This is a genomic window from Kitasatospora sp. CB02891, from assembly GCF_002803145.1.
Lineage (GTDB): Bacteria > Actinomycetota > Actinomycetes > Streptomycetales > Streptomycetaceae > Kitasatospora > Kitasatospora griseola.
Map to the genome: position 1 here is coordinate 225295 of NZ_NNBO01000007.1, position 24931 is coordinate 250225.

Sequence of the window (24931 nt, forward strand, 5' to 3'; positions counted from 1 at the left end):
TGGAGCACCGTGACCGACACCGCCGCTTCGAGTCTTCCGACGCCCGAAACCTCACCGGACCCGGTCCGGCCGGGTTCGGGCAGTTCCCCGCTGGGGTCGGAGGACGGTTCCCGCGCACCGAAGTCGGCCCGGGGCCTGCGCGGACTGTTCCGGATCACCCCCTACCGGGTCACCGGACTGCTGTTCCTGCTGTTCCTGGTGCCGATGGCCGCCCGCCTCCCGTGGTCCGGCGACATCGGCCAGCACGCGTCGACCATCTGGCGACTGCGCGAGAACCTCTCGCACCCGACCAGCCCGATGATCGACCTGCCCGGTGACGGCAGCCCCTACTTCTCGCCGTACCAGCTGTTCGGCGCGCTGGTGTCGCTGGCCACCGGCCTGGTCCCGCTGAAGACGCTGCACCTGCTCGCCGTGATGAACGTCGTGCTGGTGATCACCGGCCTCGGCGCGCTGGTCCGGGCGCTGACGCCCAACCGGTGGGCGCCGGTGGTCGCGCTGTTCTCCTACTTCTTCCTCTGGGGCGTGGACGTCTCGGTGTGGAGCGGCTACGAGTCGTTCGTGTCGTTCTCGCTGGGCCTGTCCTACCCGAGTGCCTTCGGCGCCGGCGTGATGTTCTGGATCTGGGCGCTCACCCTGCGGCTGCTCGGCCGGGTCCCGGACCGGGCGCCGCTGTCCGACTCGCTGCTGGTCCGGATACCGCTGCACCTGCTGCTGGGCGTCGCGCTGTTCTCGGTGCTGCTGTCGCACCCGTTCACCGGCATCGTGCTGTGCATGGGCATGGCCGGCATCATGATCGGCTCGCTGCGGGGCATCGTGCTGCGCGACTGGCTGCTGTGGGCGCTGTCCGCCGCCGTCGTCACCGTCGGCGTGCTGGCCTGGCCGTACTGGAGCGTGCTGGAGCTCAAGCAGTCCGCCGCGCTCGACGACATGCACCGCGGCCTGTACAACCACCCGCTGAACTGGTTCGGCTTCGCGCTGCTGCTCGGCCTGCCCGCGATGGTGGCGCGCTTCCGCCGCAACCGGCTCGACCCGGTGGTGCTGACCTTCGCCCTGGTCGGCGCGACCGTCGCCTACGGCTGGTTCAGCGGCCACTACAGCTGGGGCCGCGCCTACCCCGGCGTGATCGTCATGCTCCAGCTGGCCGCCGCCCTGGAGGCCGCCCGGGTGCCGTGGCGGCAGTGGACGCGCAACTACTTCACCGGGATCATGGCGATCTGCCTGGTGCTCGGCATGTGGGTGCAGTCCGGCGCGATGTTCTACCTCGTCCCCAAGAACCACTTCCCCAAGGGCGTGGTGGAGAACGTCCAGGCCTGGAACCCGTGGCCGGGCTACACCTGGGCCGGCAAGTACCTCAAGTACGGCGACGTGGTGATGGCCACCGGTGAGCGCCCGCTGGTGCAGCTCCCGGCATACGGCTACTACACCGTCGAGGCCGGCTACCCGGACCCGGCGATCGACCAGGCCGTGCTCGACCAGCGGAAGAAGGACACCGACGAGTTCTTCGCCAAGAACACGACGAACACCCGCAAGACGGAGCTGCTCCGCCAGTACCACGCCGACTGGGTCATGCTGCTCCCGAAGGACGGCGAGGTGCCCACCGGCCCCGAGTTCCAGGTCGTGACCAAGAGCCCGCAGGGCGAGTACCTGATCAAGGTGTCGAAGCCGTGACGAACGCAGGCCCGGGACACCCGTCCCCCGAACGCCCCCTGCTCCAGGCGCCGGTGTTCGCGGACGCCGCTCCGTCCCCCGTCGGGACGGGGCGGCGGGCCGCCGCCCCCGCCAAGCGACCCCGCCTGTACGTGCTCGACGGCATGCGCCTGGTCGCCGCGCTGACCGTGATGCTCTTCCACTACGTCGGCAAGCCCGCCGGGTGGGAGCAGGTCTGGCGGGGCGCGCCCGACGTGCTGATGCCGGCCCTGCACGGCGTGGCCATCTACGGCTGGATCGGCGTCGAGCTGTTCTTCCTGATCAGCGGCTTCGTCATCTGCATGTCCTGCTGGGGCAAGCGGCCGCAGGACTTCTTCGTCTCCCGGGTGGTCCGGCTCTACCCGGCGTACTGGGTGGCCGTGCTGCTCACCACCGCGGTGGTCACCACCGCCGGCTACGCCTTCACCACCGCCAAGGACCTCACGCCGCGCACGGTCATCGCCAACCTGACGATGATCCAGACGCCGCTCGGCGCACCGTCGGTCGACCCGAGCTACTGGACCCTGTGGGTCGAGATGCTCTTCTACGTGCTCTTCGCCGGCGTCGTCGCGATGGGCCTGACCTACCGCCGGGTGGTCGCCTTCTGCGGCATCTGGACCTTCGTCGCGGCGATCGCGCCGACCGTCGACCTGCCGCTGCTGGACACCCTGACCCAGCCGTCGTACGCGCCGTTCTTCACCGCCGGCGTCACCATGTACCTCATGTACCGGTTCGGCCCGAACCTGCTGCTGTGGGGCATGCTCGGGTTCTCCTGGATGGTCGCCCAGTACCGCCTCAAGGGCACCGTGGACATGTACCAGCAGTGGCTGCCGCAGCACATCTCGTTCACCGTCGCGGCCGCCCTGATGACGCTGTGCTTCCTGCTGGTGCTGGCCGCCTCGCTCGGCTTCTTCAACTGGATCCAGTGGCGCTGGCTGACCGTCGCCGGCGCGCTCACCTACCCCGTGTACCTGCTGCACCAGGAGATCGGCCTGAGCGCCATCCACTGGCTGCGCCGCTCGATGGAGCCGATCCCGACCCTGCTCGTGGTGATGCCGTCGATCCTGGTGCTCGCCTACCTGGTGCACAAGCTGGTCGAGAACCCGCTGTCGAACGCCCTGAAGCGCGGGCTCACCTCGGCCTTCGCGACGGTCACCAAGGTCGACCAGGAGAGCCGCTCCCGGGTCGAGGCGCAGACGCGCAACACCGGCGGGGGATCTGGTCGATGAGCACCGACACCACCCGGGCGCCGCTGGCGCCCGAGGAACAGGGGGGCGGGGCGACCGGGCTGAGCCGCTCGCTGCTGCGCCGGCCGCTGCGGTTCCTGCGGCCGATGGCGCCGGCGCTGCTGGCCTACACCGCCGTGCGGGCCTTCGGCCTGCTGGCGATGTGGCTGCACCCCAAGTCCGACCTGCCCGGGGTCAGCAACTCCACGCTGACGCGCCTCGCCACCCTGTGGGACGCGCCGTACTACCAGATGATCGCCGTCCACGGGTACAGCGACGACCTGGGCATCGACGGCTACGCGAACGGCGTCCCCTACTCGTCGCGGGCGTTCTTCCCGTTCTACCCGATGGCGATCCGCGCGGTGCACGCCGTGCTGCCGATCACCGCCGGGCACGCCGCCCTGCTGGTCGCCTGGTTCTTCTCCCTGGTGGCGGCCGCGGGCATCTTCGCCGTCGTCGCGCACGTCTACCGGCCGCGGATCGCGCTGATCGCGGTGGTGCTCTGGGGGGCGCTGCCGCACGGCGCGGTGGAGAGCATGGCCTACTCCGAGCCGGTCTTCACCGCCTGGGCCGCCTGGTCGCTGTACGCGCTGCTGCGCCGGAACTGGATCTGGGCCGGCGCGCTGAGCTGCATGGCCTGCCTGACCCGTCCCAGCGGACTGGCCGTGGCGGCCGCCGTCGGCATCACCGCGGCGGTCGAACTGGTGCAGTTCTGGCGCGGCCGGCGCAACGGCGCCGACCGCCCGGTGGTCTGGCGGGTCCTGCTGGGCACCGCGCTCGCCCCGGCGGGCTGGTTCGGCTACCTCGCGTACGTCGGCTGGCAGCGCGGCACCTGGCGCGGCTACTTCGACGTCCAGCTGGCCTGGGGCACCCACTTCGACTTCGGCCGGGGCACGCTCTCCTGGATGAGCGGCATGATCCTGCACCCGGACAGCAAGGGGACCACCCTCGACCAGGTCGTGATGGTCGGCATCGTGGTCGCCTCGGTGGTGCTGTTCCTGCTGGCCGTCGAACAGCGCCAGCCGCTCCCGCTGCTGGTGTTCGGCGGCATGATGCTGGTGATCGCGCTCGGTGACGGCGCCTACTACGCGCCGCGCGCCCGGTTCCTGCTGCCGGCGTTCGTGCTGCTGCTCCCGGTGGCCGCGGGACTGTCGCGCATCCGTTCCCGGGTGTCGCTCTGGGTGCTGCTATCGTCAGCCGTTGTCTGTTCGGGCTTCTACGGCGTGTTCCTGGTGTTCGAGAGCGTCTACTCGCCCTGACCGGCGGCCGATCAGGCCTCTGTGCCCCGACGTTTGTTGTCCGCGCACGGTGCTCCTTTCCCGTGCCGGAATCCCTGCTGCGGAAAGAGTCCCTTCGATGTCCTACGACCAGAGCGTGGTGCCGCCGAGGCTGCGCGGGCCCGCTCCCGCCGCAGGTGACGGGGCGGGTCGGCCGCTCCCCGGAACGGCCCCCCGGCCCCGGCTGTACCTGCTCGACCTGCTGCGGCTGCTGGCCGCGCTGGGTGTCGTGCTCTGGCACTACGCGGGCTACCAGGGCTGGCCGAAGGACGTGTGGGGCGGCCGCACTTCGGACGTGATACCCGTCCTGCACGACATCGGGAAGTACAGCTGGATCGGCGTCGAGCTGTTCTTCCTGATCAGCGGGTTCGTGATCTGCATGTCCTGCTGGGGCAAGACCTCCGGGGCGTTCTTCCGCTCCCGGGTGGTCCGGCTGTTCCCGGCCTACTGGTTCGGGGTGCTGCTGGCCGGCGCACTGATCCTGTACACCCGTCCGAACTGGATGTGGAACGGCAAGCTGTTCCGGTACTCGGACGTGCTGACCAACCTGACGATGGTTCAGAAGGGCGAGGGCGTCTGGGACGTCGACCCGGTGTACTGGACGCTCTGGATCGAGCTGCGCTTCTACGTGCTGTTCGGCCTGGTGGTCGCGTTCGGGCTGACGTACCGGCGGGTGGTCGCGTTCTGTGCGATGTGGACCTTCGCGTCGGTGCTCACCACCGCCTCCGGACTGCCGTTCCTGGACCTGATCTTCTTCCCCGACTACTCGTCGTTCTTCGTCGCCGGCATCGCGATGTACCTGATGTACCGGTACGGGCAGGACCTGCTGCTGTGGGGGATCGTCGGGTTCTCCTGGCTGCTCGCCCAGAACAAGCTGCACAAGATCATGTCGGACTACCAGGCCTTCTCCGGCGACACGCTGTCCTACACCAAGCTGCTGATCCTGATGACCCTGGCGTTCGTCGTGGTCGCGGGCACCGCGCTCGGCTGGTTCCGCTGGGTCAAGTGGCCCTGGCTGACGGTGCTCGGCGCGATGACCTACCCGCTGTACCTGCTGCACCAGGTGATCGGCTGGTGGTTCCTGGTCCACCTGCAGGGCAAGGTCGGGCCGTACGCCGAGGCCGGGATCGTGATCGGCGGCATGCTGGTCGCGTCGTGGCTGGTGAACCGGTACATAGAGAAGCCCGGATCGAAGCTGCTCAACCGCGGTCTGGAGAAGTCCTTCGAGCGGATGCGCGGCATCGACGCCCGGGAGGCGCTGGCCAAGCGCGAGAAGAAGGCCAGGCTCGCCGCCGAGGAAGCGGCCCGCGAGCGGCAGGCCGTCGGCGCCGAGTCCTGACCCCGGGCCCGGCCGGTTCCGTCGGAACCGGCCGGGCTTGTCGGTGCAGGGCCATAGACTCGAAGGGCCATGACTAGCCTCTTCGATGACCTCCCGCTCCCCGGCTTCGAGCGTCCTGCCGTCGGGTCGAGCCGCCGCCCCGGCGCGGTGCAGCAGCCGCCCCTGACGTCGTGGTCCGACGAGGAGGCGCCGCCCGCGGACGAACCGTACGACGAGCCGCCGTACGACCCCGGGTACGGCGCGGAGGAGGACATCCCGGACGGGCTGTTCGCCACCGACCACGCCGCCGAGTCCGAGCGCGACGCCTGGCACCGCAACGGCACGGCGCGCACCGTGGTGGACCCGGCGCAGCTGCTGGAGGGCATGAACGACCCGCAGCGCGAGGCGGTGCTGCACCACGGCTCGCCGCTGCTGATCGTGGCCGGCGCGGGCTCCGGCAAGACCCGGGTGCTGACCCACCGGATCGCGTACCTGCTGGCCGCGCGGGGCGTGCAGCCCGGCGAGATCCTGGCGATCACCTTCACCAACAAGGCCGCCGGCGAGATGCGCGAACGCGTGGAGGCGCTGGTCGGCCCGCGCGCCAAGGCGATGTGGGTGTCGACGTTCCACAGCGCGTGCGTCCGGATCCTGCGCCGCGAGGCGAAGCTGCTGGGCATGAGCTCCAGCTTCTCGATCTACGACTCGGCGGACTCGCAGCGCCTGATGGCGCTGGTCTGCCGGGACCTGGACCTCGACCCGAAGCAGTTCCCGCCGAAGTCGTTCACCGCGAAGGTCAGCAACCTCAAGAACGAGCTGATCGACGAGGAGACGTACGCCGACCAGGCCGCGAACCCGATGGAGAAGAAGCTCGCCGAGGCGTACTTCCTCTACCAGCGGCGCCTGCGCGAGGCCAACGCGCTGGACTTCGACGACATCATCATGACCACCGTCAACCTGCTGCAGGCGTTCCCGGACGTCGCCGAGCACTACCGGCGCAGGTTCCGGCACATCCTGGTCGACGAGTACCAGGACACCAACCACGCCCAGTACACGCTGGTGCGGGAGCTGTCCGGCGGCTCGGCCGCGCACGCCCCGCGGATGACCGCGGACGGCGACTTCGTCGACCCGACGGAGGCCCGGCTGGCGCAGATCGCGCCCGCCGAGCTGTGCGTGGTCGGTGACGCCGACCAGTCGATCTACGCCTTCCGCGGCGCGACGATCCGCAACATCCTCGCGTTCGAGGAGGACTACCCGAACGCGACGACGATCCTGCTGGAGCAGAACTACCGCTCCACCCAGACCATCCTGACCGCCGCGAACTCGGTGATCGAACGGAACACCAACCGCCGCAAGAAGAACCTGTGGACGGCCGGCGACCAGGGCGAGCAGGTGGTCGGCTACGTCGCCGACGACGAGCACGGCGAGGCCCAGTTCATCGCCGACGAGATCGACCGGCTCACCGACGCCGGCCACGCCCGCCCCGGCGACGTGGCGATCTTCTACCGCACCAACGCGCAGTCCCGGGTGTTCGAGGAGGTGTTCATCCGGGTCGGCCTGCCGTACAAGGTGGTCGGCGGGGTGCGCTTCTACGAGCGCAAGGAGGTCAAGGACGTCCTCGCGTACCTGCGGGTGCTGTCCAACCCGGAGGACACCGTGCCGCTGCGCCGGATCCTCAACGTGCCCAAGCGCGGCATCGGCGAACGCGCCGAGGCGATGATCGACGCGCTCTCCTCGCGCGAGCGGATCTCCTTCGCGCAGGCGCTGCGCCGGGTCGACGAGGCGTACGGGATGGCGGCGCGCTCCGCCAACGCGGTGAAGAAGTTCAACGACCTGATGGCCGGGCTGCGCCAGGTGGTCGAGTCCGGGGCCGGGCCGGCCGCGGTGCTGGAGGCCGTCCTGGAGGAGACCGGTTACCTGGCCGAACTCCAGTCGTCCACCGACCCGCAGGACGAGACCCGGGTGGAGAACCTCCAGGAGCTCGCGTCCGTGGCGCTGGAGTACGAGAAGGACCCGGGGGAGCGGCCCGAGGGCGACGAGGGCCCGCCGGTCGGCTCGCTGGCGGACTTCCTGGAGCGGGTCGCCTTGGTCGCCGACTCCGACCAGATCCCCGACGACGAGGACGGCGCGGGCGTCATCACGATGATGACCCTGCACACCGCCAAGGGCCTGGAGTTCCCGGTGGTCTTCCTCACCGGCATGGAGGACGGGATCTTCCCGCACATGCGGGCGCTGAACCAGGTCAAGGAACTGGAGGAGGAGCGGCGCCTCGCCTATGTCGGCCTGACCCGGGCCCGGCAGCGGCTCTTCCTGACCAGGTCGGTGCTGCGCAGCGCCTGGGGGCAGCCGTCGTACAACCCGGCGTCCCGGTTCCTGGAGGAGATCCCGGAGAACCTGATCGAGTGGAAGCGCACCGGCGCGGCCGCCGTGCCCGCCTCCCGCTTCTCCTCGTCCTCGTCGTCCTCGGGCGGTCGCAGCAGCGGCGGCGGCAGCGGCTTCTCGGCGAGCGCCTCGCCGAAGGCCGGCTGGGGCAAGTCGGCGCGCACCGTGGTCGACCGGGAGGTGGTGGCGCTCGCCGTCGGCGACCGGGTCAGCCACGACAGCTTTGGCCTGGGCACCGTGGTCGCCACTCAGGGCGTCGGTGACAAGGCCCGCGCCACCGTCGACTTCGGCACCGCGGGGCGCAAGGAACTGCTGCTGCGCTACGCCCCGGTCGAGAAGCTCTGACCGACCGGCCCCGGCCTCAGCGGGGGTCGAGGCCGCGTTCCAGCAGCCACGGCACCGGGTCGACGGGGGTCTCGCCGTCGGGCCGCACCTCGAAGTGCAGGTGCGGCCCGGTGCTGTTGCCGGTGCTGCCGGACCAGCCGATCACCTCGCCGGCCCGGACCGGGCCGCGCAGGATCCGGTACGCGCGCAGGTGCCCGTACAGGGTGCGGGTGCCGTCGGGGGCGGTGACCGTCGCCAGCCGGCCGTACGCCGGGTGCCACCGGGTGCCGACGGCGCCGTCGGTGACGGCCAGCACCGGGGTGCCGGACGACACCGGGAAGTCGATGCCGGTGTGCCGCGCGGACCAGTGCGCGCCGGGCTCGCCGAACACCGCGCTCAGGCCGGGCCGGGCCACCGGCAGCGAGAAGCGCCCGGCCGGCGCGGCCGCCTGCTCCTCCTCGGCCCGCCGGGCCGCCGGTTCGGCCGTCAGGTCGGCGGGCTGACGGCTCGTCCGGTCGGCGCGGTCGGGGAGCTCCGGCCGGGCGGCGGCCGGCCGGTCCGGCCCGCCGGGGAGCGGGGCGGCGCTCGGCGGCCGGTGCGGCGGCGGGTGCGCGGAGGCGACGGCGGCCGCGAACACGCCCAGCGCCGCCGCCGAGGGCAGCGCGACCGCCAGCACCGCCGTCCTGGTGGCGCTGCGGGCCCGCGCCCGGCGCTCGGCACGGGCGGCGGCACGGCTGCTGGGGACCACGGCTGTCACCTCGCGGCGGCTCGGGGACGTACGGGAGGACGCGGTCGAGACTGTAGCGGGGTGTCGACAGAGCGGACAAAGAGTGCATTTCAGCAGGCGTGGCGCGACGGCGGCCGGGGTCGGCAGGCGGGGTGGGCTGTGATTTTCCCCTCGTCTTGACCGGCGGGAAAGGACGGCGGCCCCGCCGGGCCGCTACCCTCCCCTCAGATCTGTTAAAAGTGGTTAACACGCCCCCGCGACGAGGTCGGCCGGGTGGTGGACGACGTGGTCCAGGAGGCAGTCATGGTTGTGTCAGGGCCGATCCGAGTAGTGGTCGCCAAGCCCGGTCTCGACGGGCACGACCGGGGCGCCAAGGTCATCGCGCGGGCGCTGCGCGACGCGGGCATGGAGGTCATCTACACCGGCCTGCACCAGACGCCCGAGCAGATCGTCGACACGGCGATCCAGGAGGACGCGGACGGCATCGGCCTGTCCATCCTGTCGGGCGCGCACATGACGCTCTGCGCGAAGGTGATCGAGCTGCTCAAGGAGCGCGACGCGGCCGACATCAAGGTCTTCTGCGGCGGGATCATCCCGGACGCGGACATCGCGGAGCTGAAGTCGCTGGGCGTCGCCGACATCTTCACCCCCGGCACCTCCACCCAGGACGTGGTGAGCTGGGTCGAGGCGAACCTGCGCACCGCCAGCTGATCGTGCCGCAGCGGCCCCGGGCGACGGACTCGCCCGGGGCCGCTGTGCTGCGCTGACGGGCCCCCGTTCGCCCCTCGTCCGCTACCCGGCGAGCTCGGCGAGCATCGCCTGCCGGAACCGCAGGGTGCCGGCGAGCCGGGTGAAGGTGTCGGACCAGGCGGTGTCGGGGGAGGTGTCGGCGGCCAGCGCCTCGACCGCCGGCGCGGTCTCCGGGGCGAGGGCGCGCTCGGTCATGCCGAGGACGCCGCTGTGGCTCCACGGGTACGAGCCGAGCTCCGCGGCCCGCTTCAAGGCGGCGACCACGGCGGTCGACAGCGGCGGCGTCCACGGGGTGGCGCAGGCGCCGAGCAGCTGGAAGGCGTCGCCGAGGCCGTGGGTCTGCACGAACGCGGCCGTCCAGGCGGCGCGTTCGGCGGGCGACAGGACGGCGAGCAGCTTCGCGGGCGCGCCCGGGGTGCGGCTCTCCCGGCCGGGCCGGGGCGGGGCGCCGAGCAGCGCCCGCGCCCAGTCGGCGTTCTGCTGGCGGACGGCGGCGCGGGCCCACGCCTCGCGCAGGTCCTCGGCCCACTCCGCGCCGCCGCCGCCGTCCGCGTCCACGGTGGGCACGGCGAGCAGCCGGTCCGGGGTCAGCCCGGTGTCGGCGGTCCACAGCGCCAGCGGGGCGGCGGCCGCGACCTCGCCGAACCACCAGGCCCGTTCGCCGCGCCCGGTGGGCGACTTGACGGGTATGCCGTCGCGCTGCATGGCGGCGTCGCAGGCGTCCGGCGGGGTGATGCGCAGCCGGCCGTCCGCGAACCGGACGGCCGCGCGGGCGCGGTCGGCCATCCGGGCGGCGAGCGCCGAGCCGGGCAGCGTGGAGAGCAGTTCGGCGGCGGTGGCGCGGACGTTCTTGGAACGGTCGCCGAGCGCGGCCTCCAGGAACTCCTCGTCGGCGGCGGACAGTCCGTCCTGCAGCGCGTCGAGGAACAGCACCCGGTCCTCGGCCCGTTCGGTCGGCCAGGTGGAGGCGAGCAGGGCCAGGCCGGCCGCCGGGTCGGTCCGGCGCAGCCGGGTCAGGTGGGTGACTCGTTCGGCGAACAGTCCTTCCTGCCAGAGGAGTTCGCCGGGCCGGTCGAGGTCGTCGTGGTCGGCGGCGGTCCGGGTGACGTACCGCCAGTCGGGGTTCTGCGGGGCCAGCCAGCGGCCGAGCGGGCCGGCCAGCGTGACGGCGTCGCCGCGCAGCTCGGAACGGGCCCGGGCGGTGTCCAGCAGCGCCGGGACGAGCGCGGGCGGCGGTCGGTAGCCGCGCGCGCGGGCCGCGGCCAGCCACTGCGGGAGCAGCTCGGCCAGGTTGGCGGTGGAGCCGTGGCCGCCGCGGGTGCCGAGCAGTACGGCGAGCCGGCGGGCGGCGGGTTCGGGCAGTGCCGGGCGGGTGTCGTCCGGGGCGGGCGCGGGGGCGTCCACGGCGGGCGCGGGCAGCGCGCCGGCCCGGCGGCGGACCGCGGCGAGGGCGGCCAGGTCGAGCAGCGCGGTGGCCGGGTCGGTGCGGTCCACGGACTCGGCGAGCGGCGTGCCGGGTTCGGGCAGCGGGCGGCGGTCGGTGCCGAGCAGGGCCGCGCCCTGCAGGTTGGCCCACTGGTCGCCGGCGAGGGCGGCGGCGGTCATGCGCGGCCCCCGATCGGGCGGGCGTCGGTGCGGTGGTGCCGGCCCCAGCCGCTGGCGGTGGCGGCGCGGCGGGCGGCGTGGTGCAGGCAGATGCGTCGGACGGCGGCGCGCTGGCGGGTGCGGATGCAGGACATGTGGTTCCTCCGGTTGACGGGCCGTCGGGAGACGCCGGGGAGCGCCGAAGGGCCGGTCGGTCGGGTGTGGTGGCTTTTTTCGGGCATGCCGAGGCCGTGACGTGGCGTCAGGCGTGCGGGTGGAGGCTGTCGGTCAGCCGAGGCCGACGGGGCGGTGCTCGGCGTCCCAGGCGGTGACGGGCGTGAAGCCGGCGTGGCCGCACTCGCCGAACAGCGTGACGGGGTGGCCGGCGGAGACCGCGGCGAGACGCCACAGCGCGGCGTCGGCGAGCGCGCCGCGGCGCACCGGAAGGGTGTGCCGGCCGTCGGTGAGCTGCCAGCCGTCCGGGGTGAGGACGGGGACGACGTCGGTGAGGACGGCCGGCCAGCTGTCCAGCCACGGGTCCTCGGCGACGGCGTCGCCGTACGCGGCCAGCGCCTCCGCCGGGGAGAACCCGGCGGGCACGGCCGCCGGGGCCGGCTCGGGGTCGCCGTACCGGGTGCCGAGGACGGCGCGCAGGGGGCGGGCGCCCGGGTGGAAGGCGACGTCGGCCTCCAGCAGCCGGCCGGTGGGCAGCGCCAGGTCGGGGGCCTGGCCGGGGCGGCCGAAGGCCAGCAGCAGGGCGTCACGGCCGGTCTTCGCGCCGCGCAGCCACACCCGGCGGGTGGTGAGCCGCTCGTCGGCGGTGTCCCGGCTGCCGAGGACCTGCCAGCGGTCGCGGACGGTCGGGCCGGCGAGCAGTTCGGCGGTGTCGGTGGTGAAGCCGACCCGGGTGCGGACGGTCGCGGCGAGCGCCTCCGGCAGGGCGTCGATCCGGCCGTACGCGCCGGCCAGCAGGTGCAGCATCGCGTACTCCTCCAGCAGAGCGTCCTGCGGGGTGTCGGCCAGCGCCCGGACCCGGCCGGCCAGGCCCGGGGCCTGGGCGTCGACCATGCGGGCCGCGACCTCGTCCCAGGCGCCCGCGGGCGGCGGATCGGCGAGGCCCCGGCGGATGCCGTCGGCCAGCCGCAGCCGCAGGTCGAGCGCGCCCGCGGCGACCCGCGCGGAACGCTTGGCGGCCCGCTTGCGGGCGGCCTCCGGATCCGCGTCGGCGGCCTTCGCCTGCTGCTTGGCGGCCTTGTCGGCGGCGGCCTGGCTGCGGCCGTTCAGCCACTCCGACACCCAGTCGGGCGCCTCGGCGGCCGCGGTGACGGCCTCCGGCCCGGACGCCCACAGCAGCAGCAGGCCCAGGGCGTGCTTGCACGGGAACTTCCGGCTCGGGCAACTGCACTTGTAGGCGGGGGTGCCGAGCTCCACCGCCGTCCGGTACGGCGTGCTGCCGCTGCCCTTGCACAGGCCCCACAGCGCGCCCTGACCGGTGCCGGCGCCACTCCACGGTGCGGGCCCGGAGAGCTTGCCCGCGGCTTTCTGGGACGCCGGGTCGGGGGCCAGGGAAAGGACGTGTTCGGTGCTCCAGCGTTCCTCCATGCCCACGACGCTAGGCGGCGCCACTGACAGTTGAGGGACGGTCAGGCCGGGGCCGATGGACAGCCCGAGCCGACCCGCTCGACGAGATCCGCGCGCAGCGCCGCGAGCTCGGCGGTGCGGGCGTCGATCAGGGCGATCTTCTCCCGCAGCAGCGCCGACAGCCGCTCGGCGGCGTCCGGTGCGCCGTCCGGTTCCGCGCCGGTGCGGGCGATCTCGGCGAGCGAGAAGCCGAGCGCCTGCGCGGTGCGGACGTACCGCAGCCAGGGCACCGCCTCCGGCGGGAAGTCGCGGTAGCCGTTCGGCAGCCGGTGGGCCGTCAGCAGCCCGGTGCGCTCGTAGAACCGGACGGCGTCGTGGCTCGGCCCGGCCCGCTCGGCGAGTTCCCCGATCCTCATGTCCCTTCCTCCGTCGGCGACTTGACCTTGAACAGTGCTCCAGGGTCGAACCTGGGCGGGCCCCCGCCGCCGAGGCCCGAAGGAGCCCGCCGATGACATCCGGTTCCCTCCGTACGATCCGTGCCCGCGGCCGGCCGCACCCTCGGAGCGGGCGAACTCCCCCCGCCCGAACCGGTGCTGACCCTGTTCGCCAACCTGATGGGCTCCCTGGTCGTGGTGTGGGCCCTCCTGCGCCTGCTCCGCCCCCTCCCGGTGCACGGCCGCTACGACAGCGCCGCCCGCCTCCTGTTCGCCTGCCGGCAGGCCCTGGCCCACGGCGCGACCGGCCTGCTGTGGGCGTCGAGCCGGCCTTCGGCGCGGCCCAGTTGTGGCCGCTCGTCGCCGACCGGACGGCTGCGGCACGGGGTCGGCGGAATTGTCGGTGGCGGGGTGCAGAGTAGGTCTCGCACGGCCCGAACGGGAGTACGTATCCCCAGGTCAGCGCCGTGCCATTCCCTCTTCGCGCCCTTTCTGCGCAGTGTTCTGACGTCCCGTGAGATCGGAGCAGTCGATGACCACCCAGACGACCAGCGAGGTCCTGCGGCAGCACGCCGAGGACGCGTTCGGCGAGGAGTTGGCCGCCCTTGCCCGGCATGACGACCGGGTGCGGCCGGAGCGTTGGCGGCTGTCGCCGTGGGCGGTCGCCACGTACCTGTTGGGCGGGGAGCTCGCCGACGGGACGGTGATCACGCCCAAGTACATCGGGCCGCGCCGGGTGATCGAGGTCGCCGTCACGACGCTGGCCACCGACCGGGCGCTGCTGCTGCTCGGTGTGCCCGGCACGGCCAAGACCTGGGTGTCCGAGCACCTGGCCGCCGCGATCTCGGGCGACTCCACGCTGCTCGTCCAGGGCACCGCGGGCACCCCGGAGGAGGCGGTCCGCTACGGGTGGAACTACGCGCAGCTGCTCGCCCACGGGCCCAGCGAGGACGCCCTGGTGCCGTCCCCGCTGATGCGGGCCATGCGGGACGGGCAGATCGCCCGCGTCGAGGAGCTCACCCGCATCCCCGCCGACGTGCAGGACAGCCTGATCACCATCCTGTCGGAGAAGACCCTGCCGGTGCCCGAACTCGGCACCGAGGTGCAGGCGGTGCGCGGCTTCAACGTGATCGCCACCGCCAACGACCGCGACCGCGGCGTCAACGAGCTCTCCTCCGCGCTGCGCCGCCGGTTCAACACCGTGGTGCTGCCACTGCCCGCCACCCTCGACGAGGAGGTGGAGATCGTCACCCGCCGGGTCGGCCAGCTCGGCCGCTCCCTCGACCTGCCCGAACTGCCGGGCGGCGCCGAGGAGATCCGCCGGGTGGTCACCGTCTTCCGCGAGCTGCGGGCCGGCCTGACCGCCGACGGCCGCACCAAGGTGAAGACCCCCAGCGGCACGCTGTCCACCGCCGAGGCGATCTCGGTGGTCACCAACGGCCTCGCGCTGGCCACCCACTTCGGCGACGGCGTGCTGCGGGCCGGCGACGTCGCGGACGGCATCGTCGGCGCCGTGGTCCGCGACCCGGTCGCCGACCGGCAGGTGTGGCGCGAGTACGTGGAAGGCGTGGTCCGCGACCGCGACGGCTGGAAGGACTTCTACCGGGCCGCCCGGGAGGTCTCCGCGTGAGTGCCCAGGTGACGCTGCTCGGGGTGCGCCACCACGGCCCCGGCTCGGCCCGCGCGGTCGCCGCCGCGCTGGCCGCCCTGCAGCCCGACGCGGTGCTGATCGAGGGACCCCCGGAGGCCGACGACCTGACCGCGCTGGCCGCCGAGAAGGACATGGTCCCGCCGGTCGCCCTGCTCGCCCACGTCAGCGACGACCCGGCGCGGGCCGCGTTCTGGCCGTACGCCGAGTTCTCCCCCGAGTGGGTGGCGCTGCGGCACGCCGCGGACGCCGGGGTGCCGGTCCGGTTCATCGACCTGCCCGCCGGGCAGAGTCTCGCGCTCCCACCGCGCGGCGCCGATCCGGATGCGACATTCCCGGCCGACGGCGCGTCAGAAGAGGGGGAGCAGGGGCCGGGAGTGCCGGGGGGCACTTCCGGGCCCGCCCCCGTCGACCCGATCGCCGAACTCGCCGCCGCCGCCGGACATCCCGACCCGGAGGCCTGGTGGGAGGACGTGATCGAGCACCGCACCCCCGGCGCCGACCCTCTCGCCCCGTTCGCCGCCCTCGCCGAGGCGATGGCCGCGCTGCGCGAGCACCACCCCGTCGAGCGGCGCGACGAGATCCGCGAGGCCGCCATGCGGCAGCAGGTCCGGGCCGCCCGCCGGGCCGGGCACCAGCGGATCGCCGTGGTCTGCGGCGCCTGGCACGTCCCCGCGCTGGCCGTCATGCCGACCGTCGCGCACGACCGGGCGCTGCTCGCCGAACTCCCCAAGAAGGTGAAGACCGAACTCACCTGGGTGCCGTGGACCCACCGGCGGCTGTCCCAGCACACCGGCTACGGCGCCGGCATCGACTCGCCCGGCTGGTACCACCACCTGTACACCACGCCCGAGCAGCCGATCGCCCGCTGGATGACCAAGGTCGCCGAGCTGCTGCGCGCCGAGGACCACCCGGTCTCCTCCGCGCACGTCATCGAGGCGATCCGGCTGGCCGACACCCTCGCCGCGATGCGCGGCCGCCCGCTGCCCGGCCTCACCGAGACCCTGGACGCGGTCCGCGCCGTCATGTGCGACGGCTCCGACCTGGCCCTCGCCCTGGTCCACGACCGGCTGGTGGTCGGCGACGCGCTCGGCGAGGTCCCCGAGGACGCGCCCGCGGTGCCGCTGCAGCGCGACCTGACGCGCCTTCAGCGCACCCTGCGGCTCAAGCCCGAGGCGACCGGCCGCGAACTCGTCCTCGACCTGCGCAAGGACCTCGACGCCGAGCGCTCCCGACTGCTGCACCGGCTGCGGCTGCTCGGCCTGCACTGGGGCCGGCCGGTCCGCGACAGCGTGCAGTCCACCGGCACCTTCCGGGAGACCTGGCAGCTCGTCTGGGAACCCGAGTACGCCGTCCGTCTGGTCGAGGCCGGCCAGTGGGGCACCACCGTGCTGGGCGCCGCCACCGGCAAGGCGGTCGCCGACGCGGCCGGCGCCGAGCTCACCGCGCTCACCGAACTCGCCGAGCACTGCCTGCTGGCCGCGCTCCCCGACGCCCTGCCCGAGGTGATGCGGCGGCTCGCCGACCGCGCCGCGCTCGACACCGACGCCGGACACCTCGCCACCGCACTGCCCGCCCTGGTCCGCACCCTGCGCTACGGCGACGTCCGCGCCACCGACACCAGCGCGCTCACCGCCGTCGCGCTCGGCCTCGCCGAACGGCTCTGCGTCGCCCTGCCCGCGGCCTGCACCGGCCTCGACACGGACGGCGCGAGTGCCCGCCGCACCGAGATCGACGCCGTCCACCAGGCGATCGCCCTGCTCTCCGACACCGCCGTCGGCGAACGGTGGGCCGGCACCCTCACCGCGCTCGCCGCCCGCGAACCGCACGGCGGACCGGCCACCGGCGTCCCCGGACTGCTCCGCGGCCGCGCCGTCCGACTGCTGCTCGACGACGGCCGGATCGACACCGCGGAGGCCGGCCGGCGGCTCGGCCTGGTCCTCTCGGTCGCCTCCGGTCCGCTGGACGCCGCCGGCTGGGTCGAGGGCCTGGTCTCCGGCGGCGGCGCGATGCTCCTGCACGACCCGGCCCTGCTCGGGCTGCTCGACACCTGGCTGTGCGGCGTCCCCGCCGAGACCTTCACCGACCTGCTGCCGATCCTGCGCCGCACCTTCTCCTCCCTGGAGACGGGCGTCCGCCACACCATCGGCTCCCGGGTCGCCGCCGGACCGCTGAGCACTTCCGTGGTGGACAGCGGCCCCGACATCGAGCTGGACGCGGAGCGCGCGGACGCGGCGACGCCCGTGCTGGCGCTGCTCCTGGGCGTGCGGCAAGCGGTCATCCCGCGCCAGGCGGACCGCCGCGCGAGCTGACGTGTCGTGGGCGGGGGATGCGATCAGTGGTGGGCCCGCTGTGCCCGCAGGTGCTGCAGTGCCCCGATCGTGCCCGCTGCTCCTCCCGCACCGCGCAGTTCTGCCCGGCCCTGACGGGGCGTGCGATGTCGTAGGCGGGCGGCAGGATCGGTGGTGTTCCGGCTGCGCCGGGCGGCCCGCAGGGCGCGGTTGCCGCCCTGCCCCGATCTTGCCCCTCCGTCCCTTCCGCTCCGCGCAGTTCTCCCCGGCCCTGGCGGGCCGGGAGATGCCCCCACGCGCCCCTGACGGGGCGCAGCTCGGGCGGCCTGCGGGGGTCCGGCCCGTTCCCTTGTTTCTTCCGCTTCGCGCAGCTTTCCCTGCGGGTGAGGAGTGAGTTCAGATGACTGTCCGTCAGGATGATGAGCGGATGCGGCGGTGGCGGCTCGTCCTGGGAGCCGAGGGGGACGGGACCGGGGTCCGGCTGTCGCGGCGGGATGCGGGGATGGACGGGGCGCTCGGGGCGCTGTACCGGGAGGACGGGAAGCGGTCGGCGGGGCTCGGGGGGTCTGCGCCGCAGGTGGCGCGGTGGTTGGGGGACATCCGGGAGTACTTCCCGACCAGCGTGGTGCAGCTGATGCAGCAGGACGCGATCTCCCGGCTGGGGCTGGACCGGCTGCTGCTGGAGCCGGAGATGCTGGCCGCGGTGGAGCCGGACGTGCACCTGGTGGGGACGCTGCTGTCGCTGAAGCACGCGCTGCCGGAGACCACCCGGGAGTCGGCCCGGATGGTGGTCGGCAAGGTGGTCGCGGAGCTGGAGCGCCGGCTGGCCGACAAGACCCGCTCGACGCTGGGCGGGGCGCTGGACCGCAGCGCCAAGGTGAACCGGCCCAGGCACCGGGACATCGACTGGGACCGGACCATCCGGGCCAACCTGTCGAAGTACCTGCCGGAGTACCGGACGGTGGTGCCGGAGCGGCTGGTCGGCTACGCGCGGGCGCAGCGGGCGGTGAAGAAGGACGTGATCCTGTGCATCGACCAGTCGGGGTCGATGGCGCCGTCGGTGGTGCACTCGGCCGTGTTCGGCACGGTGCTGGCGTCGATGCACAGCCTGGACACCCGGCTGGTGGTGTTCGACACCTCGGTGGTGGACCTGACCGAGCAGCTGAGCGACCCGGTGGACGTGCTGTTCGCGACCCAGTTGGGCGGCGGCACCGACATCAACCGGGCGCTGGCGTACTGCCAGTCGAAGATCACCCGCCCGTCGGAGACGATCGTGGTGCTGATCAGCGACCTGTACGAGGGCGGCATCCGGGACGAGATGCTGAAGCGGGTGGCGTCGATGAAGGCGTCGGGGGTGCAGTTCATCGCGCTGCTGGCGCTGTCCGACGAGGGCGCGCCGGCGTACGACCACGCGCACGCGCAGGCGCTGGCCGCGTTGGGGGCCCCGGCGTTCGCCTGCACCCCGGACGCGTTCCCGGACATCATGGCGGCCGCGATCGAGAAGCGTCCGCTGCCGGTGCCGAACCGGCAGTGACCGGTCAATGGCGGCTGACGCCACCCGTCCGGGTGATCGTGTGGTGCGGTGGACCGTCGTGCGCCGCGGGGTCGCGGGCGGCCGTCGACACGCCGGACCAGGTCCGCTGTGACGGTTCTCACGAAGGTCGAGCCGGTCCCGGGCGAAACCTGCCCGCCGTCCGGGGATAACCTGCCATGCGGACGTGACGCGCGTGTTGATCCACGATGCGCCCGGCGCCTGGGTGGGCCGCAAGGCCGTACATCTGCGTACCCGCCCAGCGCCGACGACCCGCAGCGAAGATCCTGCCGTGGCACGCTCGTAGAGACACATTCCGCGACCACGAACAAGGACAAACACGTGGACCTGTTCGAGTACCAGGCGAGGGACCTCTTCGCCAAGCACGGTGTACCCGTGCTTGACGGCGATGTCATCGAGACCGCCGCAGACGCTGCCGCCATCGCGGAGCGCTTCGGCGGCCGAGCCGTCGTCAAGGCTCAGGTGAAGGTGGGTGGCCGAGGCAAGGCCGGTGGCGTGAAGCTCGCGTCCGACCCGCAGGACGCCGTGGCCAAGGCCGAGGCGATCCTCGGCATGGACATCAAGGGCCACACCGTCCACAAGGTGATGCTGGCGCAGACCGCGGACATCAAGGAGGAGTACTACGTCTCCTTCCTGCTCGACCGCACCAACCGCACCTTCCTGGCCATGGCCAGCGTCGAGGGCGGCGTGGAGATCGAGGTCGTGGCCGAGGAGAACCCGGACGCGCTCGCCAAGATCCCGGTGGACGCCAACGAGGGCGTGACCCCGGAGAAGGCCGCCGAGATCGTCGCCGCCGCGAAGTTCCCGGCCGAGATCGCCGACCAGGTCGCCGACGTCCTGCAGAAGCTCTGGGTCGTCTTCGTCAAGGAGGACGCCCTCCTGGTCGAGGTCAACCCGCTGATCAAGTCCGGCGACGGCAAGATCATCGCGCTGGACGGCAAGGTCTCCCTCGACGAGAACGCCGAGTTCCGCCAGCCGGAGCACGAGGCGCTCGAGGACAAGGCCGCCGCCAACCCGCTGGAGGCCGCGGCCAAGGCGAAGGGCCTGAACTACGTCAAGCTCGACGGCCAGGTCGGCATCATCGGCAACGGCGCGGGCCTCGTCATGAGCACCCTGGACGTCGTCGCGTACGCCGGTGAGAACCACGGCGGCGTGAAGCCGGCCAACTTCCTCGACATCGGCGGCGGCGCGTCCGCCGAGGTGATGGCGAACGGCCTGGAGATCATCCTGGGCGACACCGACGTCAAGTCGGTCTTCGTCAACGTCTTCGGCGGCATCACCGCGTGCGACGCGGTCGCCAACGGCATCGTGCAGGCCCTCGCGCTCCTGGAGAGCAAGGGCGAGGCCGTCACCAAGCCGCTGGTCGTCCGTCTGGACGGCAACAACGCCGAGCTGGGTCGTCAGATCCTGACCGACGCCAACCACCCGCTGGTGCAGCAGGTGGACACCATGGACGGCGCCGCCGACCGCGCCGCCGAGCTGGCCAACAAGTAAGGAAGGGGACTTAACACCATGGCTATCTTCCTTACCAAGGACAGCAAGGTCATCGTCCAGGGCATGACCGGCTCCGAGGGCATGAAGCACACCCGCCGCATGCTCGCCTCCGGCACCCAGATCGTCGGCGGCGTGAACCCGCGCAAGGCCGGCACCACCGTGGACGTGGACGGCACCGAGGTCCCGGTGTTCGGCACCGTGGTCGAGGCGATGGAGAAGACCGGTGCCGACGTCACCGTCATCTTCGTCCCGCCGGCGTTCACCAAGTCCGCCGTGGTCGAGGCGATCGACGCCGAGATCGGCCTCGCCGTGGTCATCACCGAGGGCGTTCCGGTGCACGACACCGCCGCGTTCTGGGCCCACGCCGGCGCCAAGGGCAACAAGACCCGCATCATCGGCCCGAACTGCCCCGGCCTGATCAGCCCCGGACAGTCCAACGCGGGCATCATCCCGGCCAACATCACCGGCCCGGGCAAGATCGGTCTGGTGTCGAAGTCCGGCACCCTGACCTACCAGCTCATGTACGAGCTGCGCGACCTCGGCTTCTCCTCCGCGGTGGGCATCGGCGGTGACCCGGTCATCGGCACCACCCACATCGACGCCCTCAAGGCGTTCCAGGAGGACCCGGAGACCGAGCTGATCGTGATGATCGGCGAGATCGGCGGCGACGCCGAGGAGCGTGCCGCGGCCTACATCGCCGAGCACGTCACCAAGCCGGTCGTCGGCTACGTCGCGGGCTTCACCGCGCCCGAGGGCAAGACCATGGGCCACGCCGGCGCCATCGTCTCCGGCTCCTCCGGCACCGCCCAGGCGAAGAAGGAGGCCCTGGAGGCCGCCGGTGTCAAGGTCGGCAAGACGCCGTCCGAGACCGCCCGCCTGGCCCGCGAGCTGATCGCCGCCGCCAAGTAAGGCGACACCGCTCCAGCGACATCGCTTCGGCGACATCGCTTCGGCACGAAGGCGCCGCCCACCGAGAGGTGGGCGGCGCCTTCGGCGTTCGCCGGGCCGGATCAGACCCGGCCCGGGCGGCACCGGGTGAACGGGACGCAGTCCTTGGCCAGCGGCGGCGGCAGCGGGCGGTGCGCCGTCAGGGGGAGCAGCAGCGGGCGGTGCGCCGTGAACGGGCCGGGCGGCAGGGCGTCGGCGCTGCCCGGGTCGTCGGTGTCGTCGGGCCGGTCGTCGGACGGCTCCACCGACGGCAGCACCCGGGCCGGCGGGCCGACCAGGCGCGCCGGTACGCCCGGCGCCGGGCCGCACCACGGCGTGCGCAGGCCCGGGGCGCCGGTCGGTGCCGCCGGGCCCGCGCTGCCGGAGCCCGCCGCCGTGCAGGCCGTCGCGTCCGGCAGGTCCGGACGCAGCAGGTCGGCCGGTCCCACCCCGAGCAGGGTGGTCGCCACGGCGATGCCCACCGCCACCGTCAGCGCCGCCGCCGCGCCCGTCAGCAGGCCGGTGCGCAGCCGGCTGTCCGCGACCAGCAGGGCCGGGGAGGGCAGCCGGGGGCCCGGGCAGCCGTGCACCGCCGCACTGTGCAGCAGTTCGCCGAGCCGCTCCACGAACTCCGGATCGTCCGGGTCGGGGCCGACCAGCGCCGGGACCTCCCGGGCCAGCGACGCCCGCGCCGAACGCACCCGGGCCTCCGCCGCGGCCGTGCTCGACTCCACCTCCAGCGCCAGCCGCTCCACCGACAGCCCCAGCGTGTCGTGCAGCACCAGCGCCCGGCGGCGCGGCCGGGACAGCCGCTGCAAGGCCTTCAGCAGCGCCCGGTCCCGGGGCGTCAGCCGGGTCGGCGGCTCCGGGACGACCGGCTCGGCGACCTTGATCCGGCGCCGCGCCCGCAGCACCCGGGCCCGGCGCGGCCCGCCCCGGTGCCACGGCGACAGCGCCAGGTCGAACGCCTCCGACCGCACCCACCCCTCCGGGTCCGCCCCCGCCGACACCTCCTCCCAGCGCCGGCCGGCCGCCCCCAGTGCGAGGTGCACGCAGTGCACGGCACGGTGCCGGTGGCCGGTCAGCAGGAAGGTCTGTTGCACCAGCCGGGTGTGTACCAGCGCGGCGAAGTCGGCGAACCCGGCGGGAGCCCCGACCGGGCCGTCGGGAGCCGGGCTCCCGGGAGCCGGGCTCTGCCCCGCGGGCCCGGGCTTCGGGCGGCGGGCGGGGTCGGGCGCGGTCGTCGGCACCGGTGCGGGCGAATCCGCGACGGCGGGGGTGTCGGGCGTCGCGCTGACACCCGTCGTCGATCCGGGTGAACTTCCGGCGCGCCTGCGTTTCTGCCGTCGGGGCGAGTCGGGCGGGGGCGAACCGGGCGGGGGCGAGGCGTCGCCAGGGGCGTCCGTCACGGACTCGGCCCTGGGAACCGTCTCCGCCGCGGCCGGTGCCGCCGGGGCGGCGGTGAGGGCGGCGGCCTCCGCGAGGGTGCGGGCGCCGAGTTTGCGGGCGGCGCGGTTGAGGTGGGCGCGGGCGGCACCGGGGGAGACGCCGAGGTCGCGGGCCAGGGTGCGCAGGTCGTCGCCGGCGGCGAACCGGGCCAGCGCCTGGGCCTCGCGCGGGGACAGCCGGCGCACCAGGTGCGCGGCGTCCTTGCGGGTGCGGGGCGAGTCTCCGGTGGTGCGCCCGGGCCCGGCGGTCGAAGGTGAAGTCACCGCACTCCTCCGCTGCGAATCCGTCCCGTCGATAGGCACATGTACTGATAATCCGGGACACGGCGAAGGTTTGCGCGATGACACCCCGTAACGCGCGGCCTTGGCAGCATGTGGCCCATGACGCAGCTGATGGGCCGTCCGATTCTCGGCCTGCCGAGCGAACTCGACAGTCGTTCCCCCCTCGCCGATCTGCTCGCCGGAGTCCGCACCGCGCTGCTCACCCTGTCGGTGGTCGCCGTCCCGGTGTTCGGCCTGTGGGTGCTGGCCCCCTACGGCGACGACTCGGCGCAGGGTGCGGCCAGGACGGCGTTCGGACTCTGGCTGCTCGGTCACGGCGCACCGCTCGGCCGGGGCCCCGAGGCCGTGCCGGTGACAGTCACCCCGCTGCTGCTCACGATCGTCGTCTCGGTGCTGGTGGTCCGCGCCGGGCGACGAGTGGCCCGGCGCGCCCGGGGGCGCGGATTCGTCCGCTGGCGCTCCCCGCTGGCCATGTACGCCGGATACCAGCTGGTCGCGGCCGTCGCGGTCGCCCAGTGCGGCGACCCGGAGGCCGCGCTGCGCTCCCGACCGGTACTGGACCTGCTGGCCGTCGCGGCGCTGACAGCCGCCACGTTCGGTTACGGGCTCTGGGCCGGACTCGGTCGGCCCGGCGGGCTGCCGCGGCCGCCACTGCCCCCCGCGATCTGGCCGGCCGACGGCGCCGAGACCGCCGCGCTGCGGGCCCTGGCGGGGTGGGCGGCGGCGCTCACGGCCGGCGGCGGCGCGGTGTTCGCGGCGGCGATGCTGCTCGGCTCGGCCGGACAGAGCGCGCAACGCCTCGGCGGCGACACCGCCGGCTGGCTCGGAATGCTGCTGGCCTGCCTGGCCCTCGTACCCAACGCACTGCTCTGGGCGGCGGGCTACGCGCTCGGCCCCGGCTTCACCGTCGGCGCCGGCAGCCACGCCGGACCGTTCGGCACCCGGCTCGGCGCCGTCCCCGACTTCCCGCTGCTCGCCGTCCTGCCCGACCGCCGCGGCCCGGACTGGCACCTGCTGGCCTGCGCGGTCCCCGCCGCCGCCGCGATCGTCGCCGCGCTGCTGCTGGGCCGCGCCGCCACCCGCTGGAGCGCACCGCAGACCGCCGGCGTCGCCACCGCCGCCGCCCTCGCCGCGGCCCCGCTCGGACTCCTGGCCGGCTGGTCCTGCGGAGGCGCGCTCGGCGCCCGACGCATGGCCGAACTCGGCCCGGTGCCCTGGCAGTTCGGCCTGTCCCAGAGCGCCTGGCTGCTGGCCGTCTCCCTCCCGGCCACCCTGCTCGCCCGCTGGTGCCACACCTACGGCGGACCCGGCCCGGCGGTACGCGCCCGAGCCGGCGCCTACCGGCTGGTGCGCCGCCTCGCGCCATAGCTCCCCGCCCACCCACCCGTGACCCCGCCGCCGACATGGACCCCGGCCATTCCGCTGCGCAGGGCTGGGAGTGGGAGAGGGGCTGTCCGCTGCGCGGGGCTGGGGTGGGAGGGGAGGGGGGACCCCGGACACTCCGCTGCGCGGGGCTGGGGGACGGGATGAGGAACGGGCGCAGCGGGGGCATTCCGCTGCGCGGGGTCCGGCAGAGTGAGTGAAACCCTGGGTAGTTCGCTGCGCAGGGCTCGGCGGGACCGGAGTGGGCGAAGCCTGGGCAGGCCGCCGGGCCGGCATAGGAACGGGCGCAGCCGGGCGTTCCGCTGCACGGGGGCTGGGGTGACAGGGGAGTGGGTGGCCCCTGGAGCGTCCCGCTGTGCGGGTCCCTCGCCCGCACAGCGGCATGCCCCGCCTCCACCCGCTTCCGTTCCGCCGAGCCCCGCGCAGCGGAACGCCCCGGCTGCGCCTACTCGCGTCCTGCCGTGCCCCGTGCAGCGGACAGTCCCTGGACCGCCTATCCCCACCCTGCCGTGCCCCGTGCAGCGGACAGTCCCTGGACCGCCTACTCGCGTCCTGCCGTGCCCCGTGCAGCGGACAGTCCCTCGACCACCTATCCCCACCCTGCCGTGCCCCGTGCAGCG

General features: G+C 73.7%; 18 protein-coding genes. 12 read left to right on the forward strand and 6 right to left on the reverse strand.

Annotation, left to right across the window (positions count from 1 at the left end; translation table 11 throughout):
* The first annotated feature begins 9 nt into the window (after nucleotides 1-9).
* From CG736_RS18060 to pcrA, 5 genes are all read left to right on the forward strand, one after another.
* Nucleotides 10-1668 (forward strand): hypothetical protein, encoded by a 1659-nt coding sequence (locus CG736_RS18060; protein WP_100587215.1) that lies wholly within the window; start codon nucleotides 10-12, stop codon nucleotides 1666-1668.
* Nucleotides 1665-2915: an acyltransferase gene (locus tag CG736_RS18065; protein ID WP_100587216.1), complete on the forward strand. Its 1251-nt coding sequence runs from the start codon at nucleotides 1665-1667 to the stop codon at nucleotides 2913-2915. Before CG736_RS18060 ends, CG736_RS18065 begins: the two co-directional genes overlap by 4 nt.
* Nucleotides 2912-4171: a hypothetical protein gene (locus CG736_RS18070; protein WP_100587217.1), complete on the forward strand. Its 1260-nt coding sequence runs from the start codon at nucleotides 2912-2914 to the stop codon at nucleotides 4169-4171. The genes CG736_RS18065 and CG736_RS18070 overlap by 4 nt, the downstream gene beginning before the upstream one ends.
* A 97-nt stretch (nucleotides 4172-4268) precedes the next feature.
* Nucleotides 4269-5528, forward strand: a complete 1260-nt coding sequence (locus CG736_RS18075; protein WP_100587218.1) for an acyltransferase — start codon at nucleotides 4269-4271, stop codon at nucleotides 5526-5528.
* Between the two features lie 69 nt (nucleotides 5529-5597).
* The gene (gene pcrA, locus CG736_RS18080; RefSeq protein WP_100587219.1) at nucleotides 5598-8231 is read left to right on the forward strand and encodes a DNA helicase PcrA; all 2634 of its coding nucleotides are present in this window, start codon (nucleotides 5598-5600) and stop codon (nucleotides 8229-8231) included.
* Between the two features lie 16 nt (nucleotides 8232-8247).
* Here pcrA and CG736_RS18085 read toward each other — a convergent pair whose 3' ends face one another.
* Nucleotides 8248-8958 (reverse strand): M23 family metallopeptidase, encoded by a 711-nt coding sequence (locus tag CG736_RS18085; RefSeq protein WP_100587220.1) that lies wholly within the window; start codon nucleotides 8956-8958, stop codon nucleotides 8248-8250.
* A 282-nt stretch (nucleotides 8959-9240) separates the two neighbouring features.
* Here CG736_RS18085 and CG736_RS18090 point away from each other — a divergent pair, with 282 nt between their 5' ends.
* Nucleotides 9241-9648 (forward strand): cobalamin B12-binding domain-containing protein, encoded by a 408-nt coding sequence (locus CG736_RS18090; RefSeq protein WP_100587342.1) that lies wholly within the window; start codon nucleotides 9241-9243, stop codon nucleotides 9646-9648.
* An 81-nt stretch (nucleotides 9649-9729) separates the two neighbouring features.
* On the opposite strand, the gene CG736_RS18095 is transcribed toward CG736_RS18090, so the two are convergent.
* From CG736_RS18095 to CG736_RS18105, 4 genes are all read right to left on the reverse strand, one after another.
* Nucleotides 9730-11292 (reverse strand): DUF5691 domain-containing protein, encoded by a 1563-nt coding sequence (locus CG736_RS18095; RefSeq protein ID WP_100587221.1) that lies wholly within the window; start codon nucleotides 11290-11292, stop codon nucleotides 9730-9732.
* Nucleotides 11289-11426, reverse strand: coding sequence for a hypothetical protein (locus CG736_RS36300; RefSeq protein WP_157815625.1), 138 nt, complete (start codon nucleotides 11424-11426; stop codon nucleotides 11289-11291). The genes CG736_RS18095 and CG736_RS36300 overlap by 4 nt, the downstream gene beginning before the upstream one ends.
* 133 nt (nucleotides 11427-11559) lie before the next feature.
* Nucleotides 11560-12873: an SWIM zinc finger family protein gene (locus CG736_RS18100; RefSeq protein WP_100587222.1), complete on the reverse strand. Its 1314-nt coding sequence runs from the start codon at nucleotides 12871-12873 to the stop codon at nucleotides 11560-11562.
* Between the two features lie 41 nt (nucleotides 12874-12914).
* Nucleotides 12915-13268: a MerR family transcriptional regulator gene (locus tag CG736_RS18105; protein WP_100587223.1), complete on the reverse strand. Its 354-nt coding sequence runs from the start codon at nucleotides 13266-13268 to the stop codon at nucleotides 12915-12917.
* Nucleotides 13269-13818: 550 nt separating this feature from the next.
* On the opposite strand from CG736_RS18105, the gene CG736_RS18115 reads away from it, so the two are divergent.
* The 5 genes from CG736_RS18115 to sucD all read left to right on the forward strand — a co-directional run bounded on the left by CG736_RS18115 (nucleotide 13819) and on the right by sucD (nucleotide 21180).
* Nucleotides 13819-14916 carry an AAA family ATPase gene (locus tag CG736_RS18115; protein WP_100587225.1) on the forward strand — a complete coding sequence of 366 codons (1098 nt, stop codon included), beginning with the start codon at nucleotides 13819-13821 and terminating at the stop codon, nucleotides 14914-14916.
* Nucleotides 14913-17246 carry a DUF5682 family protein gene (locus tag CG736_RS18120; protein WP_100587226.1) on the forward strand — a complete coding sequence of 778 codons (2334 nt, stop codon included), beginning with the start codon at nucleotides 14913-14915 and terminating at the stop codon, nucleotides 17244-17246. Before CG736_RS18115 ends, CG736_RS18120 begins: the two co-directional genes overlap by 4 nt.
* 379 nt (nucleotides 17247-17625) lie before the next feature.
* Nucleotides 17626-18759 carry a VWA domain-containing protein gene (locus CG736_RS18125; RefSeq protein ID WP_100587227.1) on the forward strand — a complete coding sequence of 378 codons (1134 nt, stop codon included), beginning with the start codon at nucleotides 17626-17628 and terminating at the stop codon, nucleotides 18757-18759.
* Between the two features lie 339 nt (nucleotides 18760-19098).
* Nucleotides 19099-20271: an ADP-forming succinate--CoA ligase subunit beta gene (gene sucC / locus CG736_RS18130; protein WP_043914455.1), complete on the forward strand. Its 1173-nt coding sequence runs from the start codon at nucleotides 19099-19101 to the stop codon at nucleotides 20269-20271.
* Between the two features lie 18 nt (nucleotides 20272-20289).
* Complete coding sequence (gene sucD, locus CG736_RS18135; protein ID WP_043914454.1) at nucleotides 20290-21180, forward strand: succinate--CoA ligase subunit alpha; 891 nt, start codon at nucleotides 20290-20292, stop codon at nucleotides 21178-21180.
* A gap of 101 nt (nucleotides 21181-21281) precedes the next feature.
* Here the strand turns inward: sucD and CG736_RS36305 are convergent, their stop codons facing one another.
* On the reverse strand, nucleotides 21282-22910 hold the full coding sequence (locus CG736_RS36305) for a LuxR C-terminal-related transcriptional regulator (protein WP_198520540.1): 1629 nt from the start codon (nucleotides 22908-22910) through the stop codon (nucleotides 21282-21284).
* A 117-nt stretch (nucleotides 22911-23027) separates the two neighbouring features.
* Between CG736_RS36305 and CG736_RS37115 the strand changes: the two genes are divergently transcribed.
* A complete protein-coding gene (locus CG736_RS37115; RefSeq protein WP_198520541.1) occupies nucleotides 23028-24296 on the forward strand; it encodes a DUF6350 family protein in 1269 nt (422 codons plus the stop codon).
* The last annotated feature ends 635 nt before the right edge of the window (nucleotides 24297-24931 follow it).

Coding starts and splice junctions, on each gene's coding strand:
- CG736_RS18125 (WP_100587227.1), top strand. CDS start 17,626: ATGACTGTCCGTCAGGATGATGAGCGGATGCGGCGGTGGCGGCTCGTC.
- CG736_RS18070 (WP_100587217.1), top strand. CDS start 2,912: ATGAGCACCGACACCACCCGGGCGCCGCTGGCGCCCGAGGAACAGGGG.
- CG736_RS18115 (WP_100587225.1), top strand. CDS start 13,819: ATGACCACCCAGACGACCAGCGAGGTCCTGCGGCAGCACGCCGAGGAC.
- CG736_RS18075 (WP_100587218.1), top strand. CDS start 4,269: ATGTCCTACGACCAGAGCGTGGTGCCGCCGAGGCTGCGCGGGCCCGCT.
- CG736_RS18095 (WP_100587221.1), bottom strand. CDS start 11,292: ATGACCGCCGCCGCCCTCGCCGGCGACCAGTGGGCCAACCTGCAGGGC.
- CG736_RS18090 (WP_100587342.1), top strand. CDS start 9,241: ATGGTTGTGTCAGGGCCGATCCGAGTAGTGGTCGCCAAGCCCGGTCTC.
- CG736_RS18100 (WP_100587222.1), bottom strand. CDS start 12,873: ATGGAGGAACGCTGGAGCACCGAACACGTCCTTTCCCTGGCCCCCGAC.
- CG736_RS37115 (WP_198520541.1), top strand. CDS start 23,028: ATGACGCAGCTGATGGGCCGTCCGATTCTCGGCCTGCCGAGCGAACTC.
- CG736_RS18105 (WP_100587223.1), bottom strand. CDS start 13,268: ATGAGGATCGGGGAACTCGCCGAGCGGGCCGGGCCGAGCCACGACGCC.
- pcrA (WP_100587219.1), top strand. CDS start 5,598: ATGACTAGCCTCTTCGATGACCTCCCGCTCCCCGGCTTCGAGCGTCCT.
- CG736_RS36300 (WP_157815625.1), bottom strand. CDS start 11,426: ATGTCCTGCATCCGCACCCGCCAGCGCGCCGCCGTCCGACGCATCTGC.
- sucD (WP_043914454.1), top strand. CDS start 20,290: ATGGCTATCTTCCTTACCAAGGACAGCAAGGTCATCGTCCAGGGCATG.